Annotated in this window: 31 protein-coding genes; 17 read left to right on the plus strand and 14 right to left on the minus strand. The window is 60.0% G+C overall.

Annotated elements, in window-relative coordinates; translation table 11 throughout:
• Positions 1–70 precede the first annotated feature (70 nt).
• Both VIN96_RS01040 and VIN96_RS01045 read left to right on the plus strand, forming a co-directional pair.
• Positions 71–508 (plus strand): bacteriohemerythrin, encoded by a 438-nt coding sequence (locus VIN96_RS01040; RefSeq protein ID WP_331893556.1) that lies wholly within the window; start codon positions 71–73, stop codon positions 506–508.
• Between the two features lie 93 nt (positions 509–601).
• Positions 602–1,558 (plus strand): class I SAM-dependent methyltransferase, encoded by a 957-nt coding sequence (locus VIN96_RS01045; protein ID WP_331893557.1) that lies wholly within the window; start codon positions 602–604, stop codon positions 1,556–1,558.
• 5 nt (positions 1,559–1,563) lie between these two features.
• Here the strand turns inward: VIN96_RS01045 and hslU are convergent, their stop codons facing one another.
• Both hslU and hslV read right to left on the minus strand, forming a co-directional pair.
• Positions 1,564–2,874 carry an ATP-dependent protease ATPase subunit HslU gene (gene hslU / locus VIN96_RS01050; RefSeq protein WP_331893558.1) on the minus strand — a complete coding sequence of 437 codons (1,311 nt, stop codon included), beginning with the start codon at positions 2,872–2,874 and terminating at the stop codon, positions 1,564–1,566.
• 14 nt (positions 2,875–2,888) lie between these two features.
• The gene (hslV, locus tag VIN96_RS01055; RefSeq protein WP_331893559.1) at positions 2,889–3,437 is read right to left on the minus strand and encodes an ATP-dependent protease subunit HslV; all 549 of its coding nucleotides are present in this window, start codon (positions 3,435–3,437) and stop codon (positions 2,889–2,891) included.
• Positions 3,438–3,621: 184 nt separating this feature from the next.
• Here hslV and hisB point away from each other — a divergent pair, with 184 nt between their 5' ends.
• Genes hisB through VIN96_RS01095 form a run of 8 tightly spaced genes read left to right on the plus strand, consistent with a single transcriptional unit; the run spans position 3,622 to position 7,777 of the window.
• Complete coding sequence (gene hisB / locus VIN96_RS01060; RefSeq protein ID WP_331893560.1) at positions 3,622–4,221, plus strand: imidazoleglycerol-phosphate dehydratase HisB; 600 nt, start codon at positions 3,622–3,624, stop codon at positions 4,219–4,221.
• Positions 4,222–4,241: 20 nt separating this feature from the next.
• Positions 4,242–4,634: a DUF2628 domain-containing protein gene (locus VIN96_RS01065; protein WP_331893561.1), complete on the plus strand. Its 393-nt coding sequence runs from the start codon at positions 4,242–4,244 to the stop codon at positions 4,632–4,634.
• On the plus strand, positions 4,631–5,272 hold the full coding sequence (gene hisH, locus VIN96_RS01070; protein ID WP_331893562.1) for an imidazole glycerol phosphate synthase subunit HisH: 642 nt from the start codon (positions 4,631–4,633) through the stop codon (positions 5,270–5,272). Before VIN96_RS01065 ends, hisH begins: the two co-directional genes overlap by 4 nt.
• Before the next feature lie 38 nt (positions 5,273–5,310).
• Positions 5,311–6,045 carry a 1-(5-phosphoribosyl)-5-[(5-phosphoribosylamino)methylideneamino]imidazole-4-carboxamide isomerase gene (gene hisA / locus VIN96_RS01075; RefSeq protein ID WP_331893563.1) on the plus strand — a complete coding sequence of 245 codons (735 nt, stop codon included), beginning with the start codon at positions 5,311–5,313 and terminating at the stop codon, positions 6,043–6,045.
• Between the two features lie 5 nt (positions 6,046–6,050).
• Entirely contained in the window at positions 6,051–6,836 is a 786-nt protein-coding gene (gene hisF / locus VIN96_RS01080; RefSeq protein ID WP_331893564.1) for an imidazole glycerol phosphate synthase subunit HisF, read from the plus strand.
• Positions 6,833–7,159 carry a phosphoribosyl-ATP diphosphatase gene (locus VIN96_RS01085; protein WP_331893565.1) on the plus strand — a complete coding sequence of 109 codons (327 nt, stop codon included), beginning with the start codon at positions 6,833–6,835 and terminating at the stop codon, positions 7,157–7,159. Before hisF ends, VIN96_RS01085 begins: the two co-directional genes overlap by 4 nt.
• A gap of 12 nt (positions 7,160–7,171) precedes the next feature.
• On the plus strand, positions 7,172–7,531 hold the full coding sequence (locus VIN96_RS01090) for a histidine triad nucleotide-binding protein (protein WP_331893566.1): 360 nt from the start codon (positions 7,172–7,174) through the stop codon (positions 7,529–7,531).
• Positions 7,532–7,534: 3 nt separating this feature from the next.
• Positions 7,535–7,777, plus strand: coding sequence for a GDCCVxC domain-containing (seleno)protein (locus tag VIN96_RS01095; RefSeq protein ID WP_331893567.1), 243 nt, complete (start codon positions 7,535–7,537; stop codon positions 7,775–7,777).
• A 7-nt stretch (positions 7,778–7,784) separates the two neighbouring features.
• On the opposite strand, the gene VIN96_RS01100 is transcribed toward VIN96_RS01095, so the two are convergent.
• The 5 genes from VIN96_RS01100 to VIN96_RS01120 all read right to left on the minus strand — a co-directional run bounded on the left by VIN96_RS01100 (position 7,785) and on the right by VIN96_RS01120 (position 12,111).
• Positions 7,785–7,970, minus strand: a complete 186-nt coding sequence (locus VIN96_RS01100; RefSeq protein WP_331893568.1) for a hypothetical protein — start codon at positions 7,968–7,970, stop codon at positions 7,785–7,787.
• 121 nt (positions 7,971–8,091) lie between these two features.
• Positions 8,092–8,289, minus strand: a complete 198-nt coding sequence (locus tag VIN96_RS01105; RefSeq protein ID WP_331893569.1) for a hypothetical protein — start codon at positions 8,287–8,289, stop codon at positions 8,092–8,094.
• Between the two features lie 161 nt (positions 8,290–8,450).
• Positions 8,451–9,995 carry a YifB family Mg chelatase-like AAA ATPase gene (locus tag VIN96_RS01110; RefSeq protein ID WP_331893570.1) on the minus strand — a complete coding sequence of 515 codons (1,545 nt, stop codon included), beginning with the start codon at positions 9,993–9,995 and terminating at the stop codon, positions 8,451–8,453.
• 74 nt (positions 9,996–10,069) lie between these two features.
• Positions 10,070–11,332: a SulP family inorganic anion transporter gene (locus tag VIN96_RS01115; protein WP_331893571.1), complete on the minus strand. Its 1,263-nt coding sequence runs from the start codon at positions 11,330–11,332 to the stop codon at positions 10,070–10,072.
• A 167-nt stretch (positions 11,333–11,499) separates the two neighbouring features.
• Entirely contained in the window at positions 11,500–12,111 is a 612-nt protein-coding gene (locus tag VIN96_RS01120; RefSeq protein ID WP_331893572.1) for a LysE family translocator, read from the minus strand.
• 82 nt (positions 12,112–12,193) lie between these two features.
• Here VIN96_RS01120 and VIN96_RS01125 point away from each other — a divergent pair, with 82 nt between their 5' ends.
• On the plus strand, positions 12,194–12,553 hold the full coding sequence (locus VIN96_RS01125; protein ID WP_331893573.1) for a hypothetical protein: 360 nt from the start codon (positions 12,194–12,196) through the stop codon (positions 12,551–12,553).
• On the opposite strand, the gene gshB is transcribed toward VIN96_RS01125, so the two are convergent.
• The 4 genes from gshB to VIN96_RS01145 form a co-directional block, all read right to left on the minus strand.
• A complete protein-coding gene (gshB, locus tag VIN96_RS01130) occupies positions 12,550–13,494 on the minus strand; it encodes a glutathione synthase (protein ID WP_331893574.1) in 945 nt (314 codons plus the stop codon). The genes VIN96_RS01125 and gshB overlap by 4 nt on opposite strands.
• A 24-nt stretch (positions 13,495–13,518) precedes the next feature.
• Entirely contained in the window at positions 13,519–14,373 is an 855-nt protein-coding gene (locus tag VIN96_RS01135; protein WP_331893575.1) for a tetratricopeptide repeat protein, read from the minus strand.
• A 3-nt stretch (positions 14,374–14,376) separates the two neighbouring features.
• Positions 14,377–15,015 carry a BON domain-containing protein gene (locus tag VIN96_RS01140; protein ID WP_331893576.1) on the minus strand — a complete coding sequence of 213 codons (639 nt, stop codon included), beginning with the start codon at positions 15,013–15,015 and terminating at the stop codon, positions 14,377–14,379.
• Positions 15,016–15,089: 74 nt separating this feature from the next.
• Complete coding sequence (locus VIN96_RS01145; RefSeq protein ID WP_331893577.1) at positions 15,090–15,488, minus strand: YraN family protein; 399 nt, start codon at positions 15,486–15,488, stop codon at positions 15,090–15,092.
• Positions 15,489–15,591: 103 nt separating this feature from the next.
• Here VIN96_RS01145 and VIN96_RS01150 point away from each other — a divergent pair, with 103 nt between their 5' ends.
• A complete protein-coding gene (locus tag VIN96_RS01150) occupies positions 15,592–17,073 on the plus strand; it encodes a penicillin-binding protein activator (RefSeq protein WP_331893578.1) in 1,482 nt (493 codons plus the stop codon).
• A 28-nt stretch (positions 17,074–17,101) separates the two neighbouring features.
• On the opposite strand, the gene hemW is transcribed toward VIN96_RS01150, so the two are convergent.
• Complete coding sequence (hemW, locus tag VIN96_RS01155) at positions 17,102–18,325, minus strand: radical SAM family heme chaperone HemW (RefSeq protein ID WP_331893579.1); 1,224 nt, start codon at positions 18,323–18,325, stop codon at positions 17,102–17,104.
• A 100-nt stretch (positions 18,326–18,425) separates the two neighbouring features.
• On the opposite strand from hemW, the gene VIN96_RS01160 reads away from it, so the two are divergent.
• The gene (locus tag VIN96_RS01160) at positions 18,426–18,947 is read left to right on the plus strand and encodes a hypothetical protein (RefSeq protein ID WP_331893580.1); all 522 of its coding nucleotides are present in this window, start codon (positions 18,426–18,428) and stop codon (positions 18,945–18,947) included.
• An 11-nt stretch (positions 18,948–18,958) separates the two neighbouring features.
• Here the strand turns inward: VIN96_RS01160 and rdgB are convergent, their stop codons facing one another.
• Together rdgB and rph are read right to left on the minus strand one after the other, a co-directional pair.
• On the minus strand, positions 18,959–19,579 hold the full coding sequence (rdgB, locus tag VIN96_RS01165; RefSeq protein ID WP_331893581.1) for an RdgB/HAM1 family non-canonical purine NTP pyrophosphatase: 621 nt from the start codon (positions 19,577–19,579) through the stop codon (positions 18,959–18,961).
• A gap of 6 nt (positions 19,580–19,585) precedes the next feature.
• Positions 19,586–20,305, minus strand: a complete 720-nt coding sequence (gene rph / locus VIN96_RS01170) for a ribonuclease PH (RefSeq protein WP_331893582.1) — start codon at positions 20,303–20,305, stop codon at positions 19,586–19,588.
• Between the two features lie 149 nt (positions 20,306–20,454).
• Here rph and hrcA point away from each other — a divergent pair, with 149 nt between their 5' ends.
• From hrcA to dnaJ, 4 genes are all read left to right on the plus strand, one after another.
• A complete protein-coding gene (gene hrcA / locus VIN96_RS01175; protein ID WP_331893583.1) occupies positions 20,455–21,501 on the plus strand; it encodes a heat-inducible transcriptional repressor HrcA in 1,047 nt (348 codons plus the stop codon).
• A 105-nt stretch (positions 21,502–21,606) separates the two neighbouring features.
• A complete protein-coding gene (locus VIN96_RS01180) occupies positions 21,607–22,356 on the plus strand; it encodes a nucleotide exchange factor GrpE (protein ID WP_331893584.1) in 750 nt (249 codons plus the stop codon).
• 209 nt (positions 22,357–22,565) lie between these two features.
• A complete protein-coding gene (gene dnaK, locus VIN96_RS01185; RefSeq protein WP_331893585.1) occupies positions 22,566–24,494 on the plus strand; it encodes a molecular chaperone DnaK in 1,929 nt (642 codons plus the stop codon).
• A gap of 143 nt (positions 24,495–24,637) precedes the next feature.
• Positions 24,638–25,801 (plus strand): molecular chaperone DnaJ, encoded by a 1,164-nt coding sequence (gene dnaJ / locus VIN96_RS01190; protein ID WP_331893586.1) that lies wholly within the window; start codon positions 24,638–24,640, stop codon positions 25,799–25,801.
• Positions 25,802–25,889: the final 88 nt, after the last annotated feature.

The following is a 25,889-nucleotide window of genomic DNA, read 5'->3' on the forward strand; positions in this document are numbered from 1 at the left end:
CAATGCCGGGTTTGCCGAAAGGCTAAAGTTCTCATACAATTGACGTGGGTGCCGAGGAGGAGAACTGGACATGCTTATGCAGTGGTCCAAGGCGCTTGAGATAGGCCATCCGATTATCGACTACGATCACCAGATGCTGGTGAACATCGCCAACGATCTACACCATGCGGTTCATGCCAATCTTGGCGATCAGATGATCGCGCAGTCCCTGCAGCGCCTGGTGCAATACATCGAAACGCATTTCGCCCGCGAAGAAGAGCTTTTTTCCAAAACCCGCTATCCCCATGTTGAAAAGCATAAACAAAATCACCGCGATATCGAAAAATTGGTCCACGGATTTTTAACCGCTTTCGAAGCCGACCCCAATGCCGTGGATATGAACAAGTTGCTCGGCTTTATGAAGGAATGGTTGATCAAGCACATCGGCAAGCTGGACAAAAGTTATGCGTCATATGTGATCAAGTCCGAAAAATCATCGACCCTGGGCCAGCGCCGCGGATTTGCGTGAATACGATTTTATGAAGATTTAACCCCTCGTTTTTACCATATTATATGAAATGGGCGTAAGATCACCAAAAGCCGAAACGGTGGATGAGACAGCATGGCGGCAGAGCCGAAGAAAAAACCGGAAGGCCTGATCGGTAAAATTACCGGCGTGCTGGGATTGAAAAAAAATCAACCCACTGCCAAAAGCGCCGCGCCGAAAGCGGCATCACCGTTTTCTGACGCCAAAAAAAGTCGTCCCGCCGCACCGGTTCATTGGCCCGCCAACCGTCTCAATGTCGTCGAAAAGTTATGGGGTCTGGGTTACACCACGCCGGGTGGCGCCGACTTCGTCAAGTTGCTGTTGCCGCTGTTGGGGCTGGATGAAAAGAAAAGCTTGCTTCTGCTGGGCGCGGGATTGGGCGGAATATGCGAAACCATTGCCGAAGAAACCGGCGTTTGGATCACCGGTTACGAGCCCGATAAAGAACTTGCCAAAATGGGTCAGGAAAGCATGAAGCGCGCAGGTCTGCAGCGCAAAGCGCCGATCCGTTTCGATCACATGGAAGACCTCAAGCTCAAGCCCAAGTCCTTCGACGCGATGATGGCGTTCGATGCCATCCACACGGTCAAAGATAAAAAAGCTTTGTTCACCGCGGTCAGCGAGGCGCTGCGCCTTGACGGCGAGATGCTGTTCATTAGCTACGTTTTGCCCAACACCAATCCGCCCAGCGAAAAGGTGCAAATCTGGGCGCGCCATCAGAGCCTAATGCCGCATCTGTGGCCGCAAGAGGCGATGGTGGCGATGTTGCAGGGCTGCAATCTAGATGTGCGCCCGCCCGATGACATCACCCACGACTTTCGCGTCCGAGTGTTGAAGGCGTGGATGGACTTTTTATCGACGATGAAAAAGGACGAACTGTTGAACATCGCCGCCGATCTGGTCGGGGAATGCGAACGTTGGGCCGACCTCATCACGGCGATCGATTGCGGCGACCTCAAGGTGATGAAATATCATTGCATCAAATTGCCCGATCAGCGTAAATCGGTGCACGAATTGATGGCCAAAGCCTAACCGGCTTAAAGAATGAATTTCCGCAAATCGGCGTTTTGCGCCAAGTTCGATACCGTATCGCGCACGTTGCTCGCGTCGATGACCACGGTTTCGCCGTTGCGTTCGGACGCTTCGAAACTGATCTCTTCGAGCAGCTTTTCCATCACCGTGTGCAGGCGGCGTGCGCCGATGTTTTCCATCGATGCGTTGATTTCCGCAGCCAGTGTGGCGAGTTCCTCGATGGCGTCGTCGGTGATGTCCAGCGTCACACCCTCGACGGCCATCAACGCCGTGTATTGGCGAATCAGGCTGGATTCAGGCTCTTTGAGGATGCGCACCAGATCATCACGGGTCAACGCCTGCAGTTCGACGCGGATCGGCAGGCGGCCTTGCAATTCGGGCAGCAGGTCGCTCGGCTTGGCGACGTGGAACGCGCCCGATGCGATGAACAGAATGTGGTCGGTCTTCACCGGACCGCGCTTGGTCGAAACGGTGGTGCCTTCGATCAACGGCAACAAATCACGCTGAACGCCTTCGCGCGATACATCACCGCCGGAACGTTCGGCGCGCACCGCGATTTTGTCGATTTCGTCGAGAAACACGATGCCGCCCATTTCCACCTTGGTGATGGCCTCCTTGGAAAGAGCCTCTTCATCGACCAGCTTATCGGCCTCTTCCGCGACCAAGATGTCGTAGCTGGCCGCCACGGACATCTTTTTCGGTTTCAGCTGCGCGCCAAACGCGCCGCCGAACATGTCGGTGAGATTGATCATGCCGATTTGCGCGCCGGGCATGCCGGGAATGTCGAACGCCGGCGCGCCGTTTCCACCCGCGTCGCGCACCTGAATTTCGATTTCCTTGTCGTCGAGATCACCTTCGCGCAGCATTTTGCGAAACTTCTGCCGGGTGGCTTCAGACGCGTGATCGCCAACCAGGGCATCGAGCACGCGATCTTCGGCGGCCAATTCGGCCCTGGCACGGACTTGGTTTTTGTGTTTTTCGCGAACCATGTGCACGGCGCTTTCCACCAGATCGCGCACGATTTGCTCGACGTCGCGCCCAACGTAACCGACTTCGGTGAACTTGGTGGCTTCGACCTTGATGAACGGCGCGTCGGCCAACTTGGCCAAACGCCGTGCGATTTCGGTTTTGCCGACCCCGGTGGGCCCGATCATCATGATGTTTTTCGGCACGATTTCGTCGCGCATGTCGTCAGAAATTTGCTGACGCCGCCAGCGGTTGCGCAGAGCGACCGCGACCGCGCGCTTGGCGTCGTTTTGGCCGATGATGAAGCGATCCAGTTCGGAGACGATTTCGCGAGGCGTGAAGCTGCTCATGAAGAAGGTAACTTTCAGAGTTTCTCGATGGTGAAATTGGAATTGGTGAAGACGCAGATATCGGCGGCGATTTCCATGGCGCGCCGCGCGATTTCTTCGGCGCCCAGGCCGTCCTGGCCCGCCAGCGCGCGCGCCGCGGCCAGCGCATAATTGCCGCCCGAGCCGATGGCGATCACGCCGTCGTCGGGTTCCAGCACATCGCCGGTACCGGTCAGCACCAACGACACGTCCTTGTCGGCGACCAGCATCATGGCTTCGAGCTTGCGCAGATAGCGATCCGTGCGCCAATCCTTGGCCAGTTCCACGCACGCGCGGGTCAGCTGGTTGGGGTATTGCTCCAACTTGGCTTCCAGGCGTTCGAACAGGGTGAAGGCATCCGCCGTGGCGCCCGCAAAACCGGCAATCACGTTACCGCCGCCGAGACGACGGACCTTGCGCGCCGTGCCCTTGATCACGGTGTTGCCGAGGCTCACCTGACCGTCGCCGATCATCACCACGTCGTCTTTGGTGCGCACGCTGAGGATGGTGGTGCCGTGCCAGGTGGGTTGGCGGGTGTCGGTCATGGTTTTCGGATCCGTTTTCAGTGCATGAGCAAGCCTCCCGGATGTAAGCCGCTCTGGCGGATGGGTCAAGGGTTGCGGGCAGGTTCTCGGGCGCTCTTTTGCCCCCTTTGATGCTGGTACTTACAGAACGATCCTGTTAAAACGGACACGTCAACACCGCTTTATCTTTTTTGGAGGACGTCCAGTGCGCACAGGCCGCGTTGAGCGCAAGACCCACGAGACCCAGATCCTCGTCGAATTGAATCTCGACGGCACGGGTTCCTACGACGTTTCCACCGGGATCGGGTTTCTCGATCACATGCTGGAACAGTTGTCGCGCCACTCCCTGATCGATCTCAAGGTCGAGGCCAAGGGCGACCTGCACATCGACTTTCACCACACCACCGAAGACGTCGGCATCGCCATCGGCGAGGCTTTCACCCAAGCGCTGGGCGACCGCAAAGGCATCACGCGCTACGGTTCCGCGCTGTCGCCGATGGACGAAACGCTGTCGCGCGTGGCGCTGGATGCATCCAACCGTCCGTACTTGGTGTGGAAGGTCGAGTTCGTGCGCGACAAACTCGGCGACATGGACACCGAATTGTTCAAGGAATGGTTCGCCGGTTTCGCTCAAGCGGCCGGTTTGACGCTGCACGTCGAAACGTTTTACGGCGAAAACAACCACCACATCGTCGAAAGTTGTTATAAGGGCCTCGCCCGCGCTCTGCGCCAAGCGGTGGAAATCGATCCGCGCAAAGCCGATCAGGTTCCGTCGACAAAGGGCGTTTTGGGCGGATCGCTGTAACGCACGCTTTTGAGGACCTTATGACCGTCTATTCCGTTCACGTGCGTGACACAGGCCTGAAGCCGAACCTGGCTTTGGTCAAGGACGGATTTTCTTGGCCGGCGGCGGTCTTCGGCTTTATCTGGGCGCTGGTTATCGGCGCGTGGGATGTTGCGCTGGTGCTGTTCGCCATCCAATTGGCGGCGGGCATCCTGGCGCCGCTGTTGATCCTTGACCCCACCGCGCAATCGGTGGTGCAGGTCGGCGTGTCGGTGGTGATCGGTCTGATCGCCAACGAACTGCGCCGCTGGTCGCTGGATCGCCGCGGCATGTTTGAAGACGCAGTGGTCACGGCCCACGACAAAGAGGAGGCGGAGCGTCGTTATCTCGACGCCAACCCCTACATGACATCGAAGCTTTTGAGGGACATATGAAGGTCGCCATCATCGATTACGGTTCCGGCAATCTGCGTTCAGCGGCCAAATCGTTCGAACGCGCGGCGGGCGAGCAAGCGCTGAACGCCGATATCGTGGTCACCGGAAACCCTGACGATCTGCGCGGTGCGGACCGCATCGTGTTGCCCGGCGTCGGCGCATTTGCGGACTGCAAGGCCGGGTTGGAGGCCGTCGACGGTTTGCATGACGCATTGAACGAGGCGGTGATCGAAAAAGGTCGGCCGTTTCTCGGCATCTGCGTCGGCATGCAATTGATGAGCGACGTCGGTCACGAATTCGGCGACACCCCCGGCCTGGGCTGGATTGCGGGCGACGTGACGGCGCTCACCCCCACCGATGCGATGCTGAAAATTCCCCACATGGGTTGGAACGACTTGCGTATCCTCACCCCACACCCGGTGTTCGACGGCATCGCGAACGGCGAGCACGCCTACTTCGTGCACAGCTTTCAATTTAAGACCAAAGACCCGGCGCATGTGCTGGCGCAGGTCGAGTACGGTGGGCCGGTGACGGCTGCGGTCGGGCGCGACAACATGATCGGCACCCAATTCCACCCGGAAAAAAGTCAGGCCCTGGGCCTGCACTTCATCGCCAATTTTTTGAAATGGGCGCCTTAACGCGCCCCCAGTGACAAGACTTAATAAAGAGATAGATCATGATTTTCTTTCCCGCCATCGATCTGAAGGATGGCAAGTGCGTGCGATTGTTGCGCGGCGAAATGGACCAGGCCACGGTGTTCAACGACGATCCCGGCGCGCAGGCCCGCGCGTTCGTGAAGCAAGGCTGTCAGTGGATTCACGTGGTCGACCTCAACGGCGCGTTTGAAGGCCGCCCGGTCAATGCCGACGCGGTGGACGCAATCTTGGACGACGTCAGCGTGCCGATCGAACTGGGCGGTGGTATCCGCAACATGGAAACGATCCGCTTTTGGCTCGACAAGGGCGTGCGCCGGGTGATTTTGGGCACCGTGGCGCTGCGCGATCCCGAACTGGTGATCAAGGCCTGTAAGGCCTATCCCGGACGTATCGTCGTCGGCGTCGATGCCAAGGACGGCCTGGTCGCGGTCGAAGGTTGGGCAGAGGTGTCCGACATCTCCGCCATCGAGCTGGCGAAAAAATTCGAAGACGCCGGTGTCGCCGCGATCATCTTCACCGACATCGGTCGCGATGGCTTGATGCAGGGCCCGAACATCGATTCAACCCTGGAACTGGCACGCGCGATTTCGACCCCGGTGATCGCATCGGGCGGGGTTTCGTCGATGGACGATTTGCGCGCCCTGCAAGCCCGCGGCGGCGATATTCTCGAAGGCGTGATCAGCGGCCGCGCCGTTTACGACGGTCAAATCGAGGTCCGCGAAGCGGTCGATCTCTTGAAGGCGAAAAGGGCTTAAACGCGATGCTCAAAGCACGCATCATTCCGTGTCTCGACGTCGAAGGCGGGCGTGTGGTCAAAGGCGTCAACTTCGTCGACCTGATCGACGCGGGCGACCCTGTCGAACAGGCCCGCGTCTACGACGCCGCCGGGGCGGATGAGCTGACGTTTCTCGACATCACCGCAAGTCACGAAAACCGCGACACCATTTTCGATGTCGTCAACCGCACCGCCGAACAATGTTTCATGCCGTTGACCGTCGGCGGCGGGGTGCGCACCACCGAAGACATTCGCAAGCTGCTGTTGGCGGGCGCGGACAAGGCCTCGATCAACACCGCCGCCGTGCACAATCCCGAATTCGTCAAAGAAGCGGCGGAAAAGTTCGGCAGCCAGTGCATCGTCGTCGCCATCGACGCGAAAACCGTGGCGCCCGGCAAGTTCGAGATCTTCACCCACGGCGGCCGCAAGCCCACCGGCATCGATGCCGTCGAATGGGCAAAACGCATGGCAAGCTATGGAGCGGGGGAAATCCTGCTGACGTCGATGGATCGTGACGGCACCAAGCAAGGCTTCAACATTGAACTGACCCGCGCCATCGCCGATGCCGTCGACGTTCCGGTGATTGCATCGGGTGGCGTCGGCACGCTGGATCATTTGGTCGAGGGCGTGCGCGACGGTCACGCGTCGGCTGTGCTGGCGGCGTCGATCTTTCACTTCGGCACCTATACCATAGGCGAAGCCAAGCGTTACATGGCCGCGCACGGCGTGGATGTACGCCTGGACGGTCTCACAGAGGAAACCGCATCATGAGCGACGTTACCGTTTTGACCCGATTGTTTGAGACCATTTCCAGCCGCAAGGGCGGTGATCCGGACTCTTCGTATACCGCCAAGCTGTTTCACAAGGGCCGCACGGCGATCGCACAAAAGGTCGGCGAAGAGGCGGTCGAGGTCAACATCGCCGCGTTGGCCGAAGGCCCGGACGCGCTGGCGGCGGAAAGCGCGGATTTGATTTATCACCTGATGGTGTTGTGGGCCGATGCCGACATCACCCCCGATCAAGTGTGGAGTGAATTGCAAAAGCGCGAGGGCGTGTCCGGGATCGAAGAAAAGCGTGCCCGAGGCGAGCTGTAAGGGGGGGGTGCCATGACGTACGATACTGACAACATCTTTGCCAAAATTTTGCGCGGCGAAATTCCGTGCGACAAAGTCTACGAAGACGAATGGGTGTTGGCGTTCAACGACATCGCGCCGCAAGCGCCGGTTCACGTGTTGGTGATTCCCAAGGGCGCATACGCGTCGATGGACGATTTCACCGCCAACGCGTCGGATGCGGAAATCGTCGGCCTGTACCGCGCGGTCGGCCAGATCGCCCGCGATCTCGGCCTGGTCGAGGCGGGCTACAGAACCATCAACAACACCGGGCGCGATAGTCATCAGGAAGTGCCGCACCTGCACGTGCATATTCTGGCCGGCCGTCCCCTCGGCCCGATGTTGGCGCGCTAAACCATGGCTATCGACGGCGTCGGACCCGACGGCACAATCATCATGTGCACCCTGACCTGTCCGCATTGCGGGCATCGGGAAGAATTGGAAATGCCGCCGTATTCATCGCAGCAGTTTCACACCTGTTCGGGCTGTGGGGCGCGATTGCAGGCCACCGGCGCGGCTTGCTGCGTGTTTTGTGCGTATGGCGACGTACCGTGTCCGCCGACGCAGTTGGGTGGGAAAAGCTGCTGCTCGCCCGATTGAGCGCCGCTCAGCTCGATGTGTAGTCGCGCAAAATGACCTCGGCGTTGCGCAACAGAATGCGCGCCGGACAATCCTCCATGCACGGTTTATTTCGGCCGTCCTTGCGCAAAACCGTCAAGCCGCAGGTGCTGCACATCGCGTTGCTTTGTTGTGTGAGCTTGGCGCTCAACGCGGGATAATCAGGTATCGTCATCGGAAAATTATAAACGCAACAACCGCTGATTTGCTCATGCAAAAGAGGCATGGCTACCATGACGAACAATCTTGGCGCGAAAGCATTTCGGCACCGTACGCATCTGGGGAATGGAAAAGGATCAGCTTATACGGTCAATCTTCTCTTCGGAGATGGACATCGCCGTGGCGCGGACCCGGTGACCAGGGCAATCCGGTCGGCGGCATTTCATCACACCGTGGGCATCAAAATAGCGGTCACCGCATTTGCCGCAGGCTTCATCCATTTCCGAAAGCATACGTAAACGCATCGCGTTGTAATCAGGATCCTGTTTGGTCATGGGTGCTGACCTAAGTCACATCGAACGTAAATCGTTCAAAACGGCAATGAAATATGTACACTATTTCTTCGGAAATAGCAAGATTAGACTAGTCTTAATAATTGTATAATGATTCCAGATTCAATGGATCATGGGCGCTGCACAACCCGTTGGATGGTTCATTATGCCCCGCCTGTGATGTTCGAATGGCCCGGAATGCGCCGACGATAGGACAGCGCTTCGGCGAGGTGCAGTTTTAAAACCATCGGCTTGGCGTCCAAATCGGCAATCGTGCGTGCGACTTTTATGATGCGGTGATAACCGCGTGCACTGAGGCGCATGCGTCCGGCCGCGTCCGTCAGCAGGTCCTTAGCCGCACCGTCCAGTTGCGCAATGCTTTCGAGCACTTGGCCTTCCGCTTCGGCGTTGGTGCGTGCTTCGGCGCCCAAGGCATCGAAACGCTCGATTTGACGCCTGCGGGCTTCGGCGACACGTTGACGCACCTGCTTGGACGTTTCACACGGCGGCGGCAAAGCCAAATCGACCGCCGCAACCATCGGCACCTCGACATGCAGGTCGATGCGATCCAAAAGCGGCCCGGACAAGCGGTTTTGGTAATCTTCCGCGCATTTGGGCGCGCGCGAGCAAGCCTGCCCGGGATCGTCGAGGTAACCGCACCGGCATGGGTTCATGGCGGCGACCAGTTGAAATCGTGCCGGATACGAAACATGAGCGCTGGCACGGGCGATTACGGCCACGCCGGATTCGATCGGTTGGCGCAGGGCTTCCAGCGCAGGGCGTTGAAATTCAGGCAATTCATCCAAAAACAACACACCCAAATGAGCCAACGAAATTTCACCGGGACGCACCTGTATGCCACCACCGACCAATGCGGCCTGTGATGCCGAATGATGCGGGTCGCGAAACGGCCGGGTGCGCATCAGGCCGCCTTCGGGCAATGTTCCGGCTAGCGAATGAATCATCGATACATCCAGTGCTTCCTCAGGGGACAGGTCGGGTAACAGCCCCGGAAGGCGTCTGGCGAGCAAGGATTTGCCGGCGCCGGGCGGCCCGCTCATGAGCAGGTTGTGGCCGCCTGCCGCGGCGATTTCCAGCGCCCGCTTGGCTGATTCCTGGCCTTTTATATCTACTAGGTCTAGGACTGGTAGGGCTTCCAAATGGGTAGTGGAAATAAGCGCATTCGGACGACTTAAGACTTGTGATCCTTTGAAATGATTGACCAAATCAATGAGCGACCGGGGCGCGAGCACGTCCAGATCGCCCGCCCAAACGGCTTCACCACCTTGCGCAGGCGGGCAAATCAGTCCAAGACCTTGGGCGTTTGCAAAAATAGCGCTGGGCAACACGCCGGAAACCCGCGTGAGCGTACCGTCGAGCGCCAGTTCGCCTAGGGCGACAAACCCGTCCATTTGATCCGCAGGCAAAACGTCCATCGCGGTGAGCAGACCTAGCGCGATCGGCAGGTCGAAATGCGACCCTTCCTTTAGGGCATCAGCGGGTGACAGGTTGACGGTGATGCGTTTGGGCGGCAACGCCAACCCCAACGCCGACAGGGCGGCGCGCACCCGTTCGCGTGCCTCGCTGACCGCCTTGTTGGGCAGGCCGACGACGGTAAACGACGGTAGACCTTGCGCAATGTGCACTTGAACGTCGACCGGCAAAACCTCGATGCCCTGAAAGGCGACGGTATTGATGCGTGCAACCATACGCGGCTATCTCCACTCCGATGCTTCGTTTGAGTGTAGATCGCCGCGATGGCCATGCAAGGGTTTTGTGAGGATTAGCGCTCGGGCGTTTCCCATTCGGCCGGCGGCACGTGGCGACGGCGCAGGCGTAGCGCCAAACCGATGGCCACACCGACGCCGATGGCCAGGGTCAGGTCGGTCAAAACGGTCAAAAACAAGGTCAGCAGCATCAAAATCCTGTCCGATAGGGGGCTCGACATATAGCTGCGCCATTTGTGCGGCTCGCTCATGTTCCAGGCGGTCAGCATCAACAACCCGGCCAGGGCGGGCATGGGCAGATACCCGGCCGCTTCGGCAAAGCTCATCATCACCGCCAAAATCATCACCGCATGAACGAGGCCTGCCACCGGGGTTTTACCGCCCGCGCGCACGTTGGTCGCGGTGCGCGCGATGGCGCCGGTCGCGGGCATACCGCCGAACAGGGCCGATCCGATGTTGGCCCAGCCCTGTGCCAAAACCTCGGCGTTGGAACGATGGCGGCCGTTCACCATGCGATCGGCGACCATCGCCGACAGCAACGATTCAACCCCGGCCAGAAACGCGATGATCAGCGCCGACGGCAACAGTTCGACAATGCGGTCTAGCGAAAAAGCGGGCAGTTCAGGCATCGGCAAATGATCCGGCAGCGCGCCGAAACGTGAAGCGATGGTGTCGACCGGAAGTGACCCGTAGGCGACCAGGGCCGCCGTGCACGCCATCGCGACAATCAATCCCGGCAAGCGCGGTGCCACGCGGCGCAACACCACGATCAGGCCCATGGTCAAAACGCCAACGCCCAACGCCGACAGGTTAAAGGTGTCGCGCGCCTGCCAAAGCACCGGAAGTTTCTCGACGAAATCGGCGGGAACTGTATCCACCGAAAGGCCAAACAAATCCTTGAGCTGGCTGGTCGCGATGATAATGCCGATACCGATGGTAAACCCGTTGACCACCGCTTCGGGTACGTAACTGACCAGATTGCCGACGCGCAAAAGACCGGCGATGACGAGTATAATACCAGCCATAAACGTCGCCAGGACCAATCCGTCATAACCGTGTTCTGCGATGACGGCGAACACCACGACGATAAAAGCGCCGGTCGGCCCACCGATTTGCACGCGGCTGCCGCCCAACAGCGAAATCAAAAAACCGGCGACGATGGCGGTCACCAAACCCTTGATCGGTTCGGCACCCGATGCAATGGCAATAGCAAGGCTAAGCGGCAACGCCACCATGGCGACGGTCACGCCCGCGATGAGATCCGCTAAAAAGAGCGACCGCGAATAGGTCGCCAGCGTGGTGATAATTTTTGGGTGCATGATCTGAAAATCAAACGGTCAAGGATCAAGGTGTGAGGGCGTGAGACTGATGATCATCGCAAAGCCTCAGCCGAGCACGAATGAATGATAATCGCTCCACATGCGCAATGCATCATCGATTAAGTCAGATGTCTTTAAAACCGTTGCCGTACGGACAACGCCAGACGTCAGCGTTCCGCGAACGCCAGTCTCAGTCCCAACAGCGCAAACGTCCCGGCGAAAAGTCGACGAAACCAGGCCATCACCCGGGGGCGCGAAATCACCGCATCGCGCATGAACGCCGCCCCAAAGCCGTACCCGGCAAACACCACCGCCGTCAACGCCATGAACATGGCGCTCAACACCATCATGTGAATCAACGGCGCAGGGTTATCCGCAGGCACGAATTGAGGCAAAAACGCCAGGAAGAAGATCGACAGCTTGGGGTTCAGGATGTTGATAAGAAAACCATGCAGAGCGATTTTCCGTGTGCTGAGATGACGACGATTTTCCGTGACGGAAAGTGTGCCATCGTCTTTAAGTGTCGTCCAAGCCAGATAGATCAGATAGGCCACACCGGCGAATTTGATCGCTTGAAACGCCATCGCGCTGGCATGCAGCACGGCGGCGAGGCCGAAGATGCTGGCCGCCATATGCGGAACGATGCCAAGGGTGCAGCCCACCGTCGCGGCCAATGCTGCACGGGCGCCACCGCCCAGACCATGGGACAGGGTGTAAATGACCCCGGTGCCGGGCATCAAAACGACGATCAGAGAGGTCAAGAAAAACTCGGTGCTCATGGTATACCTTCGCGCCTATTTTATCAGTGTGCCCGACAAATTTGCCATGGGCAAGCGATCGCACAATCGCTAAAATGTAGGCATGCTGGAGTTCTTCAACACCTATGCGCGTGGTTATATCGACCAAAATTTCGCGCTGATCGAAAGGCATTTCGCCTATCCTTGCATGCTGAGCAATGAAAGCGGCACGGATCTCATTTGCGATGCCGACGATTTACGCCAGCACGTCACGGGCTTTCTCGCCATGCTGCAGGAAAACGGTTTGACCCGCGCCGTGCCCACCATCCTCAATGATCAGCACCACGGCACGGATCATCGGGTGGTGTCGGTGCATTGGGATCTGTACGGCGCCACCGATCAACCTTTCGCCGCTTTCGATTTTCTGTATGTGCTGATCGGCGGCGAGGGAACTTGGAAAGTCAGTCTTGCGAACTTGCTCTAAACGGCGAGCTTCGCTTCGATCGCATCCCAGATCTTTTGTTCCAGTGCGACCCCGTCGAAACGGCGGATTTCCTGCAAGCCGGTGGGCGAGGTGACGTTGATTTCGGTAAGATAATTGCCGATCACATCGATGCCGGCGAATATCAAGCCACGGGCTTTCAGATCGCCGCCAATGGCGGCGCAAATTTCCAAATCGCGTTCGTTCAGTTTGCACGGTTCCGGCGTGCCCCCGGCGTGCATGTTGGAACGCGCCTCACCTTCGGGGGGAATGCGGTTGATCGCACCGACCGGTTCGCCGTCGATCAAGATGATGCGCTTGTCACCTTGGCGCACGTCTTTGAGATACGCCTGCACCACGATGGGCTCGCGCGAGCCGTTCAAAAACATTTCCAGCAACGAGCCGAGGTTTTCGTCGTCGGGTTTGACGTGAAACACCCCTGCGCCGCCGTTGCCGTACAGCGGTTTGACGATGATGTCGCTGTGCTTTTCGCGAAACGCCTTGATATGGGCGACGTTGCGCGTCACCAAGGTGGGCGGCACCAGATCGGGAAAGCGGGCGATGTAGAGCTTTTCGGGATTGGCGCGCACTTGGGTAGGGTTGTTCACCACCAAGGTGCTGTCGGGCAGCATGTCCAACAGATAGGTGGTGGTCAGATAGGCCATGTCGAACGGCGGGTCTTGGCGCAACCACACCACGTCCATGGTTGAAAGATCGACCAGTTCGGGCGTGCCGAGCGTGCAGTGGTTGCCCAGCTCGCGGCGCAACTCCAGCCGCTGGGCGTGAGCCATCACGCGGCCGTCTTCATAAAGCAGGTCGTCGGGATGATAATAAAACAGCTCATGGCCGCGGTTTTGCGCTTCCAAACCGATGACGAAGGTGCTGTCGGCGTCGATATCGACACCGGTGATCGGGTCCATTTGCAGGGCGACTTTGAGGGTCATCGGTAAGGTTCCTCGGCAGGGACGCTATGGGGTGCGGTTGCTTTCGATGCGGCGGCGCAAAGTCTGCAACATCTGAGAAGCTGTATAGCGGTGCGCGGCGCCTCCCGGCAATTGTAAAAAGCGCTCCAACGCGCGGGTGGCGTCGAGCAGTTGGTCGAGCCGTTCGTGCAGCAACGCCAGTTCGCGCCATAGATAAGCCTCGTCCGGTGCGATCAGCACCGCCGCCTGTACCGCCATCAGCGCCGCTTCGGGCGCGGCGTGCAGCAGATGATGCACCTTGATGTCGGTTTGTAAGCTGAGCAGGGCTTGGCGCGGGGTCATCGGCACCAGGTGTCGGGGCGTCAATTCGCCGCTTTCGCCTTGGTGCGCTTTCAACAATCGCCGCAATTCGCGGGCATGAACGATGCGCCCGCCGTCGAAGGGATCGATCAAGGTGCGTGTGCCGCCCGTGAAAACGCCGACAAGGGTACGCGGCGCAAAATCGATCATCACGACCTCGCGCTCTAAGGCACGCAGCACGTGGCGATACATCAACGCCAAAACCGTCGCGTTGCCGCGGCGGCGATCGATGGTGCGGGTGATGTTGGCTTCATCGTTGCGCTGACTTGAGCTTTGCGCACCACGGTAGCCATAGCGGCGGTCGAGAATTTGCCGCGCGGCTTCCAGCGCCAGCGCATCGTCGCGCCGGTCGTCGGCGAGATAGGCGCGCGCATCGCTGACCAGGGTGTCGATATGACGGCGATAGGGGTCGAGGTTCAGCGATGGCTCGGCCCATTTGGCCAGCCACAGCGCGCCGTCGATGGGATCGATGGCGTCGGCGTCAAGCACGCCGATGGTGCGCAGAGCGTCTTCGGCGTTGGCCTGAACCTCCGCGCTCATGGGTTAGCTTCCTTGCGTAGTGGCCGGTGGGTTGGCGGCCGGATCCGGTGCCTTGATGCGCACGTGGCTGACGATGTGGCGCACGTATTCGATCGCGCGGGCGTGATTTTTAACCCGCTCCAACTCGTCCGCGCTTTGCGCGATGCCGATCAGATATACCGTGCCGCCGACGGTTTCGATGGCGTAATTGATGGCGAGAATTTTTTCATCGAACGTCAGCTTGGCTTCCAATTGGGCGGAAATCCAACTGTCGCGGGCGGTGTCGATGATGCCGCCGTCGGTGGTGACGTGAATTTCGTTGATCACGTCGGTGATGCCATCGACCTTCCACGCCAGGCGCACCGCTTTGGCCCGCTCGTCCTCGGTTTTTACCTGACCGGTCAAAAGCGCACGGCTTTCGTAGACCTCGACCCCGACGTGGGCGAGCAGGGTGTGGTCGTTGCGCGCATACTGGTCGAGGATGCGGCTGGACAGACCGATGTCGCGGGCGACGCCGTCGACGCCACGTTCTTGATACGCAGCGATGCCGGTGCCCGCGCCGACACCCAACACTGCGCCGACGGGGGTGCAGGCGGTGACGAGCAGCGCACAACCGATCGCGAGTGCGCTCAAAGCTGTGCGGGGGTTCGAGGGAAGGGTCATCGTATGTACTCACTCAAGTCCTAAAACGGGCGCTCAGTCTACAAGGCGATGGTTAACAAAGCGTGGTTTGCGGATCAACCGGGCCGCCAGGCATCGCGCACCAGGGTCAGGTGCAACGGGCCCGTTACCAACGCCACATCGAAACGCACATCGCAGGTCTGAAACGCCGGATTTTGGCACAGATACAGCTCCGCAGCCCGTTGAATGCGTTGGCGTTGGCGCGCACCGATCGCGGCGGCGGCTTGGGCGGCATCGGCGCGCGCCTTGACCTCGATGAAGCAAAGCACCGATCCGCGTTTGGCGATCACATCGATCTCGCCGACCTGGGTCTTGAAGTTGCGCGCCAGTATGCGATGTCCGCTGAGACGCAGGACCAGCGCGGTCAAGGCTTCCGCCCACCGGCCACGTTTTTGCGCGCGCACCTTGGCCGATTGGGAAGGGGATGATTTTGTGTGATCAGACGGTTTACTCATTGAGCTCTGCCCGCTACCCTTCACCAAAATTTAGCCGCTTTCACGGGTCACGATGACACCGGATGAAAGAGTAGCAGTTTTTCCGGGAGGCTCCAGGCCGCACATGCGCAACGTGACCTATAAATCCAACTGGCGGCGCTTTCGCGCGGGCATCGTCATCGCTTGTGTAAGCGTGGCGCTGGCGGGTTGCGAACAGGCGGGCTTTGGAACCAAGCCGAAGCTGGCCGTACCGCCGCAAACCCAGCAAACAGCCAAGACACCTGGGCAACAACCGGACCACACGTCGCATGCGGCGTCGGCCGGCGTCGGTCCGCAAGTGGTCAACCGTCCGGCCGATGCGCCGCTGCCGCGCCCGCCGTTGCTGCCATCCCTGGACGATTTGATCGGGCGCATTCCCCAAGCCACGACCCAAGGCGGCGTGGGCGGTGAAATGGCCGAACCGCCATCGCTGCCCGGTGCGCGCGGTCTGCGCGTGGCGATCTTGCTGCCATTGTCGGGGGCCAATCAGCGGGTCGGCTCGGCGATGCTGAACGCGGCGCAAATGGCGCTGTTCGAATTTTCCGGAAACGATTTCGAACTTTTGGTGCACGACACCCAAGGCACCCCCGAAGGTGCGGCGGAAGCCGCCCGCCTGGCGATCGGCGATGGCGCGCAACTGATCATCGGGCCGTTGCTGTCGACCTCGGTGCGCGCGGTGGCCGATCAGGCCCGCGCCGCCAGCGTGCCGGTGGTGGCGTTTTCGTCCGACCGCACCGTTGCGGGCGAAGGCGTGTACACCATGGGCTTTTTTCCCGGCGACGAGGTCAAGCGGGTGGTCGATTTCGCCGCCAGCAAAGGCGCGCAGCGCTTCGCTTTGTTGGCGCCCGAGGGCGCTTACGGCGATGCGGTGTCGGCGGCGTACAACGCCGCGGTGTGGCAGGCGGGCGGCTTCGTGGTGCAAAGCGAATTTTACCCGCCCCAAGTCAGCGACTTTTCCGAACCGGTCAAACGCATCGCCCACTTCGACGAACGCCGTGCAGCGCTGCTCGATCAGCGGCGCATCCTTGAGGAGCGCGGCGACGAGGTGTCGTTGCTGGCGTTGAAGCGGCTGGAAAATTTGCAGACCCTGGGCGAAGTGCCGTTCGACGCGCTGTTACTGGCCGATGGCGGCAAGCGCCTGATTGCGGTGGCGGCGTTGCTGCCGTTTTACGACGTTGATCCGAAAAAGGTCAAAATTCTCGGCACCGGACAGTGGGACGAGGCCGGTCTCGGCGCGGAACCGGCGCTGGTCGGCGGTTGGTTCGCGGCCCCGGATCCCAGCGCTCGGCGGGCGTTTTCCGACAAATACCTGACGGCCTATGGCAACCGCCCGCATCGCCTAGCGACGCTGGCCTATGACGCCACCGCGCTGGCTGTCGTGCTGGGCGCGCAACAGGTGGCGCAGCCTTATGGCGTCGAGGTTCTGGCCCAGGCAGGCGGTTTCGCAGGGCGTGACGGGATCTTCCGATTTACGCCCGCGGGCGCGGCGGAACGCGGGCTTGCGGTGATGCAGGTGGAGCGCAAGGACGCCAGCATTGTCGATCCGGCGCCCAAGGCCTTTCCCTGATTGCCGAACTTAGACGAGAATTGAGGACTTAAGCGGGTGCGGTGACCAGCGGCGGCTCGTCCAACAGCCGCGCGATGATGGCGTTGAGTATCAGCCTTCCTTGCGCGGTGGTTCGCACGCCGCGCGTATCGACTTCGATCAGTTCGGCCTGCTGCAGATCCGACAGCGCCTCGGCATTGAGTGCCGTCGCCAGATCTTGGCCGCACTGCGCCACAAAGCGCGCCGCGTCGAGGCCGTCGCGCAACCGCAATCCCGACAACACCAGCTCTTCCAGGCGCTCATGACGACTGAGTTCGCGGACTTTTGCGGTGGCGTGGCCTTTTTTGCTCACCGACTCCAGCCACCGGGCCGGATCGGCGATTTGATGTGTGGCGCGGGTTACGGTCATGCCCGTCGCACCGTCGGGTTGCGCCGTCAGGCGGCCGTGCGCGCCGGGACCGACACCGATGTAATCGCCGCCGGTCCAGTAGGTGAGGTTGTGGCGGCTCTCAAGGCCGGGTTTGGCGTGGTTGGACACTTCGTAGGCCGGCAGTCCGGCGTCCTCGCACATTTCTTGGGTCATTTGGTAAAGGTCGGCGGCGAGGTCTTCTTCGGCTTCCACCCGGTTTTGGCGGAAAAATGCGGTGCCCGGCTCGATGGTCAGTTGGTAAAGCGAAACGTGTCCGTTGGCGAGGCTGAGGGCTTGTTCCAATTCATCGGCCCAATCGCCTTGGCCCTGACCGGGACGGGCGTAAATAAGATCGAATGTGTAACGATTGAAGATGGCGCTGGCGATGTCCAAGGCGCGCAACGCTTCATCGACCGAATGCTCACGGCCAAGGGCTTGTAAATCTTCATCATTCAAAGCCTGGACACCGATTGAAACGCGATTCACACCGGCATCTTGAAAGGCGCGGAACTTCGCCGCCTCGATCGAGGTGGGGTTGGCTTCCAGGGTTATTTCGCAATCAGATTGAAGGCTCCAATGGCGTTGAGCGGCGTCAATGATGGCATGGATGGTAGCGGGTGCGATGAGGCTCGGCGTGCCGCCGCCGAAAAAGATACTGCTCAGTGGGCGCGAATTCGTTTGCTGTGCGTAATGTTCCAGTTCCCGCAAAATTGCGCCGCGATAGTCGATTTGATCGCGCTCACCCGGGACCAGCGGGCGTGAATTGAAATCGCAATACGGACATTTCGACAAACACCATGGCCAATGCACATACAAGGCAAGCGGCGCGTTCACGTCGGGGCGGTGCGGGCGGTCTGTGGCCATTCATAGAGTCCGCTGTTTGGCACAAAGTGCGGGGTTGGAGCGTCTTACGTTCATGTATTGGTCCTCAACGGTCAATCCCTTAAGGCGATTTAGTGAAAGGATGATGATGATCAAAGGAATTTCGGTGCTTTTGGCGGTCTTGGCCCTGGCCGTGACGACCATGGTGGGGAGCGTGACGCGCGCCTGGGCGCAAGACGCGTCATATGCATGCATTCTGCCCAATGGTGAGAACGTACAGATCCTGGCCAATAAGACGTTGCCCAACGTCGCCGTGGCACGGCGTGATTCCGCGGGTCGGCGGACCATCGTGATCAATCCGACGTTGATGGAGCTGTTTCAACCTGCAACGCGGTGGTTTTGGCTGGCGCACGAATGTGCCCATCAGCAGTTGGGCCACACCCTGGGCAACTACGGCCCCGACCGCGAGCAGCAAGCCGACTGTTACGCCGCCAAGCAAATGGTCAAAAACCGGCAAATGGACGCCGATGACCTGAGGGCCATCGAAGAGGACATTTCACAACTGGGCGGGAACTACAAAGCCTACCTGCCGGGGCCCGCGCGCGCCTTCAACATCGACGAATGCGTGGTGCAGGCTGTGCAGGAAATCCAGCAATCGCAATAAAATGCAGCGGATCAATCGGCCGCGAAGCACGCCGCGACGAGCTTTTTGAACGCATTGGCGCGGTGGCTCATGGCGTGTTTTTGTTGCGGCTCCATCTCGGCGAAAGTGGTCTCATAGCCATCAGGCACGAAGGTTGGGTCGTAACCGAAGCCTTTTTCGCCGCGCATCGGCCACGTCATGGTTCCGTGAACCTGACCCTCGAAGCTTTCCACATGCCCATCTGGCCACGCCAAGGTTAAGGCGCAGGCGAAGTATGCGCTGCGGTCGTCCGTGTCGGCGGCGACCAGGGCCTCTTCGACCTTTTGCATGGCGACGGAAAAATCCTTGTCCGGTCCGGCCCAGCGCGCCGAATAGACGCCGGGTTCGCCCCCGAGCGCATGCACGCAAAGCCCCGAATCATCGGCCAACGCGACGTGTCCGGACGCTTTCGCCGCCGCCAGCGCCTTGATTTCGGCGTTGGCGATGAAGGTTGTGCCGTCCTCGACCGGCTCATCGAGGCCCAGGTCGCCCACGGAAACCACCTCCGCGCCGAACGGCGCCAGCAATTCGCCGATTTCGCGCACCTTGCCGGGGTTGTGGCTGGCGATGACCAGCTTGCCGCCTGCAAATTTACGAGGTGCCGTCTGCGCCATGAGCCGTTACTCCAGATCGAGGGCTTGGCGTTGCAGCTGCACCAGCTCGCCGACGCCCTTTTTGGCCAGACGCATCAGTTCCATGAATTGATCTTCGGAAAACGGATAGTCTTCGGCGGTGCCTTGGATTTCGACGATTCCGCCCGCGCCGGTGAGCACGAAGTTGGTGTCGGCTTCCGCCGCGCTGTCTTCCAGATAGTCGAGGTCGAGCACCGCGTTTTCTTTATACAAACCGCAGCTGATCGCCGCGACCTGATCGATCAGCGGCACGGACGGCAAAACGCCGCGTTCGACCGCGCCGCGAAAGGCCAGATAAAGCGCCACATACGCGCCGGTGATCGACGCCGTGCGGGTGCCGCCGTCGGCCTGGATGACGTCGCAGTCGACCGTGATCTGCATTTCGCCCATGGCTTCCAGGTCGGTGACGGCGCGCAGCGAGCGTCCGATCAGGCGCTGGATTTCCTGGGTGCGGCCCGATTGCTTGCCGCGCGCGGCTTCGCGCTGCATGCGTGAATTGGTGGCGCGCGGCAGCATGCCGTATTCGGCCGTGACCCAGCCCTTGCCCTGGCCGCGCATCCACGGCGGCACGCGCTCTTCCAGCGTGGCGGCGCACAACACGTGGGTGTCGCCGAATTTGATCAGGCACGATCCTTCGGCGTGTTTGGAAAAGCCGGTTTCCAAGCTTACGGTGCGCATGACGTCAAGGGCGCGGCCACTGGGTCTCATCTGTTTATCCTCAATTTTTTAAAAAGTTGCGCCAAGCTACCCGCCCGCGCGCGTCAGGTAAAGCGCCCAACGCACATCATGGGCGCAATTGACGGACATGGCGGGCGCGACTACCTTCGTCACGGACAACAACAAGGGCCCTTCGGCACATGATTACCGAGCTGAACGAGCGTTCGCGGGAAATTTTTCGTCGCATCGTCGACGCCTATTTGACCACCGGCGATCCGGTGGGCTCGCGCACCTTGTCGCGTCAGCCGGGCCTGGACATTTCACCCGCCACCATCCGCAACGTCATGGCGGACCTGGAAGACGCGGGTTTGCTGTTTTCACCCCACACCTCGGCCGGGCGGTTGCCAACCGAACTGGGCTTGAAGCTGTTCGTCGACGGCATTTTGGAAGTCGGCAATCTGACCAAGGCCGAACGCCAATCCATCGAAGGCGAGTGCAAGGCCTCGGGCCGTTCGGTCGAAGGCCTGCTGGAAAACGCCACCCAGGCCCTGTCGGGGCTATCGCACCTGACCGGTCTGGTGGTCGCACCGAAAAGCCAAGCGCCGCTTAAACACATCGAATTCGTCGCGCTCAGCCCCGGCCGGGCGCTGGTGGTGTTGGTGACGGAAAACGGCGTGGTGGAAAACCGCATCATCGAAATTCCACCGACCGTGCTACCCAGTGCTTTGGTCGAAGCAACCAACTATTTGTCGGCGCGCTTGGTCGGGCGCACCCTCGAAGACGCGCTGGATGCGATCAAGACCGAACTGAACAGTCACCAAGCGCAACTCGACGCGCTGACCGCCAAGGTGGTGGAGGAAGGCTTGGCGGTGTGGTCCGGCAACGAAGGCCAAGGTTCGCGCGGGGGCTCGCTGATCGTGCGCGGTCAGGCCAATCTGCTCGAAGACATGGACGCCATGAAGGATCTGGAAAACATTCGTGCGCTGTTCGAGGCCCTGGAAACCAAGGAAACCATGGCCCGGTTGCTCGAACGCGCCGACACCGCCGACGGTGTGCAAATCTTCATCGGCGCGGAAAACAACCTGTTCGGCATGTCCGGCTGTTCGCTGATCGTCGGCCCTTACCGCGACACCAAAGAACGCATCATCGGCACCATCGGGGTGATCGGCCCGACGCGGATGAATTACGCCCGCATCATCCCCATGGTCGACTACACCGCAAAGCTGGTGGGCCGTCTGATCGGATAAATGCGCCCGGCGCACACTGCGGTGGGTTGATTGATTCGTCAAATACGCTAAATACCACCCCAACACAGATGCCAATTGGCCCCAGACCATGACTTTAGGTGCGCAATGAACACTGAGAACGAAATCCAGGCTGACGATCAACCCGAAACGTCCGAGGCTGCCGCACAGGCAGAACAGGACGCCATGGCCGATGCCGCTCGCGAAGCCGAAGCGGAGGCCCTGGAAGCCGAGGCCGAAGCCGAACTGGCTGGCGCGCCCGCGCCGGAACCGGAGACTCCCGATCTCGCAGCCGAGGTGGCGGAGCTGAAAGACAAATTGCTGCGCACCATGGCCGAGATGGAAAACACCCGCCGCATCGCCGCGCGGGAAAAGGCCGACGCCAGCAAGTACGCCGTGACCAATTTCGCCCGCGACATCGTGCGCGTCGCCGATAATCTGGGCATGGCCATGATGATGGTGACCGACGAAGCCCGTCAGGCGGACAAAAACCTCGACAATCTGTGCGTCGGCATCGACATGACCATGAAGGAGCTGCTGAACATTTTCGAAAGCTACGGCATCAAGCCGGTGGCGGCCGAAGGTCAGCCGTTCGACCACAACGTTCACGAAGCGGTTCAGCAAGTGGAAAACACCGAGGTCCCCAAAGGCACCGTGATGCAAGTGCTGCGCGGTGGCTTCACCTTGCAAGACCGCTTGCTGCGTCCGGCGCAGGTGATCGTTTCAACCGGCGGTCCAAGCGCGGCCGAGGTCGCCAACGGTGGCGACGAAAACGCTCCGGCACCCGCGGAAGGCGCTCAGCAAGCCTACGAGCCCAGCGCTGCCGAGCCCGGGACGAACCTCGACCAAGAAACTTAAGACACCACGGTTCGGAGCGATTTTTTCCGTGTGACAAGCGTTGCACGGCGAAAAACTCCGGCTTATATACCACCCGGTGCCGAATTTAATGAGCACTGCAAGATTTAATGAACGCAACTTGAGGCGCCAGCCTCGTTAAACCCGAGGGGACATGCGCGGAGCTTGAAAGCCAAGGCCGCAGATGTCCGCCTAAGACGGAGATGAAAGACATGAGCAAGGTTATCGGCATTGATTTGGGCACCACGAACTCGTGCCTGTCTTTGATGGATGGTTCCGACCCCAAGGTTATCGAAAACGCCGAAGGCGCGCGCACCACGCCGTCGATGGTTGCGTTCACCGAAAGCGGCGAACGTCTGGTGGGTCAGGCTGCTAAACGCCAAGCGGTCACCAACCCGGAAAACACGCTGTTCGCCATCAAGCGCTTGATCGGCCGTCGTTACAGCGATCCGATGACCAAAAAAGACAAAGACCTTGTTCCTTACCAGATCGTCGAAGGCGACAACGGCGACGCTTGGGTCGAGGCGCATGGCAAAAAGTACAGTCCCTCTCAGGTCTCCGCCTTCATTTTGCAAAAAATGAAAGAAACCGCTGAAAGCTATCTCGGCACCGAAGTGACCCAGGCGGTCATCACCGTTCCGGCCTACTTCAACGACAGCCAACGCCAAGCCACCAAGGACGCCGGCAAGATCGCCGGCCTTGAAGTGCTGCGCATCATCAACGAACCGACCGCCGCCGCGCTCGCCTACGGGCTCGAGAAAAAAGAAGGCGGCGTGGTCGCGGTGTATGACTTGGGCGGCGGTACGTTCGATATCTCCATCCTCGAAATCGGCGACGGCGTGTTCGAAGTGAAATCGACCAACGGCGACACCTTCCTGGGTGGCGAAGATTTCGACCACACCATCGTTGAGTACCTCGCCGACGAATTCAAAAAGGAAAACGGCATCGACCTGCGTCAGGACCGTCTGGCCTTGCAGCGCCTCAAAGAAGCTGCGGAAAAAGCCAAGATCGAACTGTCCAGCTCGACCCAGACCGACGTCAACCTGCCGTTCATCACCGCCGATGCGACGGGTCCCAAGCACCTCAACGTCAAGATGACCCGCGCCAAGCTGGAAAGCCTGGTCGGCGACCTGATCAAACGCACCGTCGGTCCGTGCAACGCCGCGCTCAAGGACGCCGGTTTGAAAGCATCGGAAATCGACGAAGTGATCTTGGTCGGCGGTATGACCCGCATGCCCAAGGTGCAGGAAGTGGTGAAGGAAATCTTTGGCCGCGAACCGCACAAGGGCGTCAACCCCGACGAAGTCGTCGCCATCGGCGCGGCCATCCAAGGCGGCGTGCTCAAGGGCGAAGTCAAGGACGTGCTGTTGCTCGACGTTACCCCGCTGTCTTTGGGTATCGAAACGCTGGGCGGCGTGTTCACCCGCTTGATCGATCGCAACACCACCATCCCGACGCGCAAATCCCAGGTGTTCTCGACCGCCGAGGATAACCAAAACGCCGTCACCATCCGGGTGTTCCAGGGCGAACGCGAAATGGCCGCCGACAACAAGTTGCTTGGCCAGTTCGACCTCGTGGGCATTCCGCCGGCGCCGCGCGGCATGCCGCAAATCGAAGTGACCTTCGACATCGACGCCAACGGTATCGTCAACGTGTCGGCCAAGGACAAGGCGACCGGCAAGGAACAGCAGGTTTCCATCCAGGCGTCCGGCGGCCTCGACGACGCGGACATCGAAAAAATGGTTAAGGACGCCGAAGCGCACGCCGAAGAAGACAAGAAGCGTCGCGCGCTGGTGGACGCCAAGAACCACGCCGAAAGCTTGGTTCACGACACCGAAAAGAACGTCAAGGAATACGGCGACAAGGTTTCGGCCGACGACAAGACCGCGATCGAAACCGCCATCCAAGACACCAAGAGCGTGTTGGAAGATGAAAACGCCGACGCCGATGCCATTAAGGCCAAGACCGATGCTTTGATGCAGGCGGCGATGAAGTTGGGCGAAGCCATGTACAAGGACAGCCAAGCCGAAGCCGCGGGCGCAGCGCCGGAAGGCGACGCCGGTGCGGGTGACGGGGCTCCCGAAGAGAACGTGGTCGACGCCGACTTCGAAGAAGTCGATCCGGATCAGGACAAGAAATAAGCCGGGGAAAGCCCCTCAGGTATTTGGCGGGCTCAAGTGTCCGGCGGGCTGTGGCCCGCCGGATGCGTTCCGGGCGGGGCAAACCCGTGATCGGATTAGCCCCCCGCTCTCGGGTCGGCTCTAGGGGATGAGTGGATAAAGCAATGGCGAAGCAGGACTATTACGAGCTGCTTGGGGTCTCGAAAAGCGCCGACGGCGACGAGATCAAAAAGGCGTATCGCAAACTTGCCATGAAATATCATCCGGACCGCAATCCGGACGATAAAGCTGCCGAGCAGAAATTCAAAGATCTCAACGAAGCCTACGAGGTGCTCAAGGACGCGGAAAAACGCGCGGCTTACGATCGCTTCGGTCACGCCGCGTTCGAACAAGGCGGCCCGGGCGGGCCGGGCGGCTTCGGTGCGGGCGGGTTCGAGGGTTTCGGCGGCGGTTTCGCCGACATTTTCGAAGAAATGTTCGGTGGCGGCGGCGGCGGTTTCGGTGGTGGACGCGGACGCGGCCAGGAACAATCGGGGCGCGGCTCCGATCTCCGTTTCAACATGGAAATCAGCCTGGAAGACGCCTACAAAGGCAAATCCACGGAAATTCGCGTGCCCGGTTCGGTGGCATGCGGGACCTGTCACGGTACCGGCGCGACGCCGGGGTCCGAACCGGTCAACTGCTCGACCTGCGGCGGCCATGGCCGGGTGCGCAGCCAACAGGGCTTTTTCACCGTCGAACGCACCTGCCCGTCATGTCACGGTCAAGGCAAGGTTATCAAGGACCCGTGTCGCAACTGTTCGGGCACCGGCCGGGTGCACAAGGAAAAAACCCTCAGCGTCAACATTCCCGCAGGCGTCGAGGACGGTACCCGCATCCGCCTGTCCGGCGAAGGCGAAGCCGGTTTGCGCGGCGCGCCGGCGGGCGATCTGTATATCTTTTTGTCGATCAAGTCGCATCGCATTTTCCAACGCGAAGGCGCGAACATCTATGTGCGCGTTCCGGTGCCGATGACCACGGCGTCGCTCGGCGGTTCGGTCGAAGTGCCGTCCGTCGATGGTTCGCGCGCACGCATCAACATTCCCGCCGGCACTCAGTCGGGCCAGCAGTTCCGTCTGCGCGGCAAGGGCATGAGCGTGCTGCGATCCAGCTCGCGGGGCGATATGTTCGTCGAACTTTCGGTGGAAACGCCGGTCAATCTGACCAAGAAGCAAAAAGAACTGATGGAACAGTTCCGCGCCGAAGGTGGAGACGAGAATAAGCACAGCCCGCAAAGCGGCGGCTTCTTCTCCAAGGTCAAGGAAATCTGGGAAGATTTGAAGGACTAAGCCAGCGCGGCTTAGGGTTCATCGCGGTGATGCTGCAGCGTTGCGGCGTCACCAAAGCGTGTATTTGTCTGATAATATCAACTTGTAG

It is taken from the genome of Magnetovibrio sp. (assembly GCF_036568125.1).
Taxonomy (GTDB): Bacteria; Pseudomonadota; Alphaproteobacteria; order Rhodospirillales; family Magnetovibrionaceae; genus Magnetovibrio.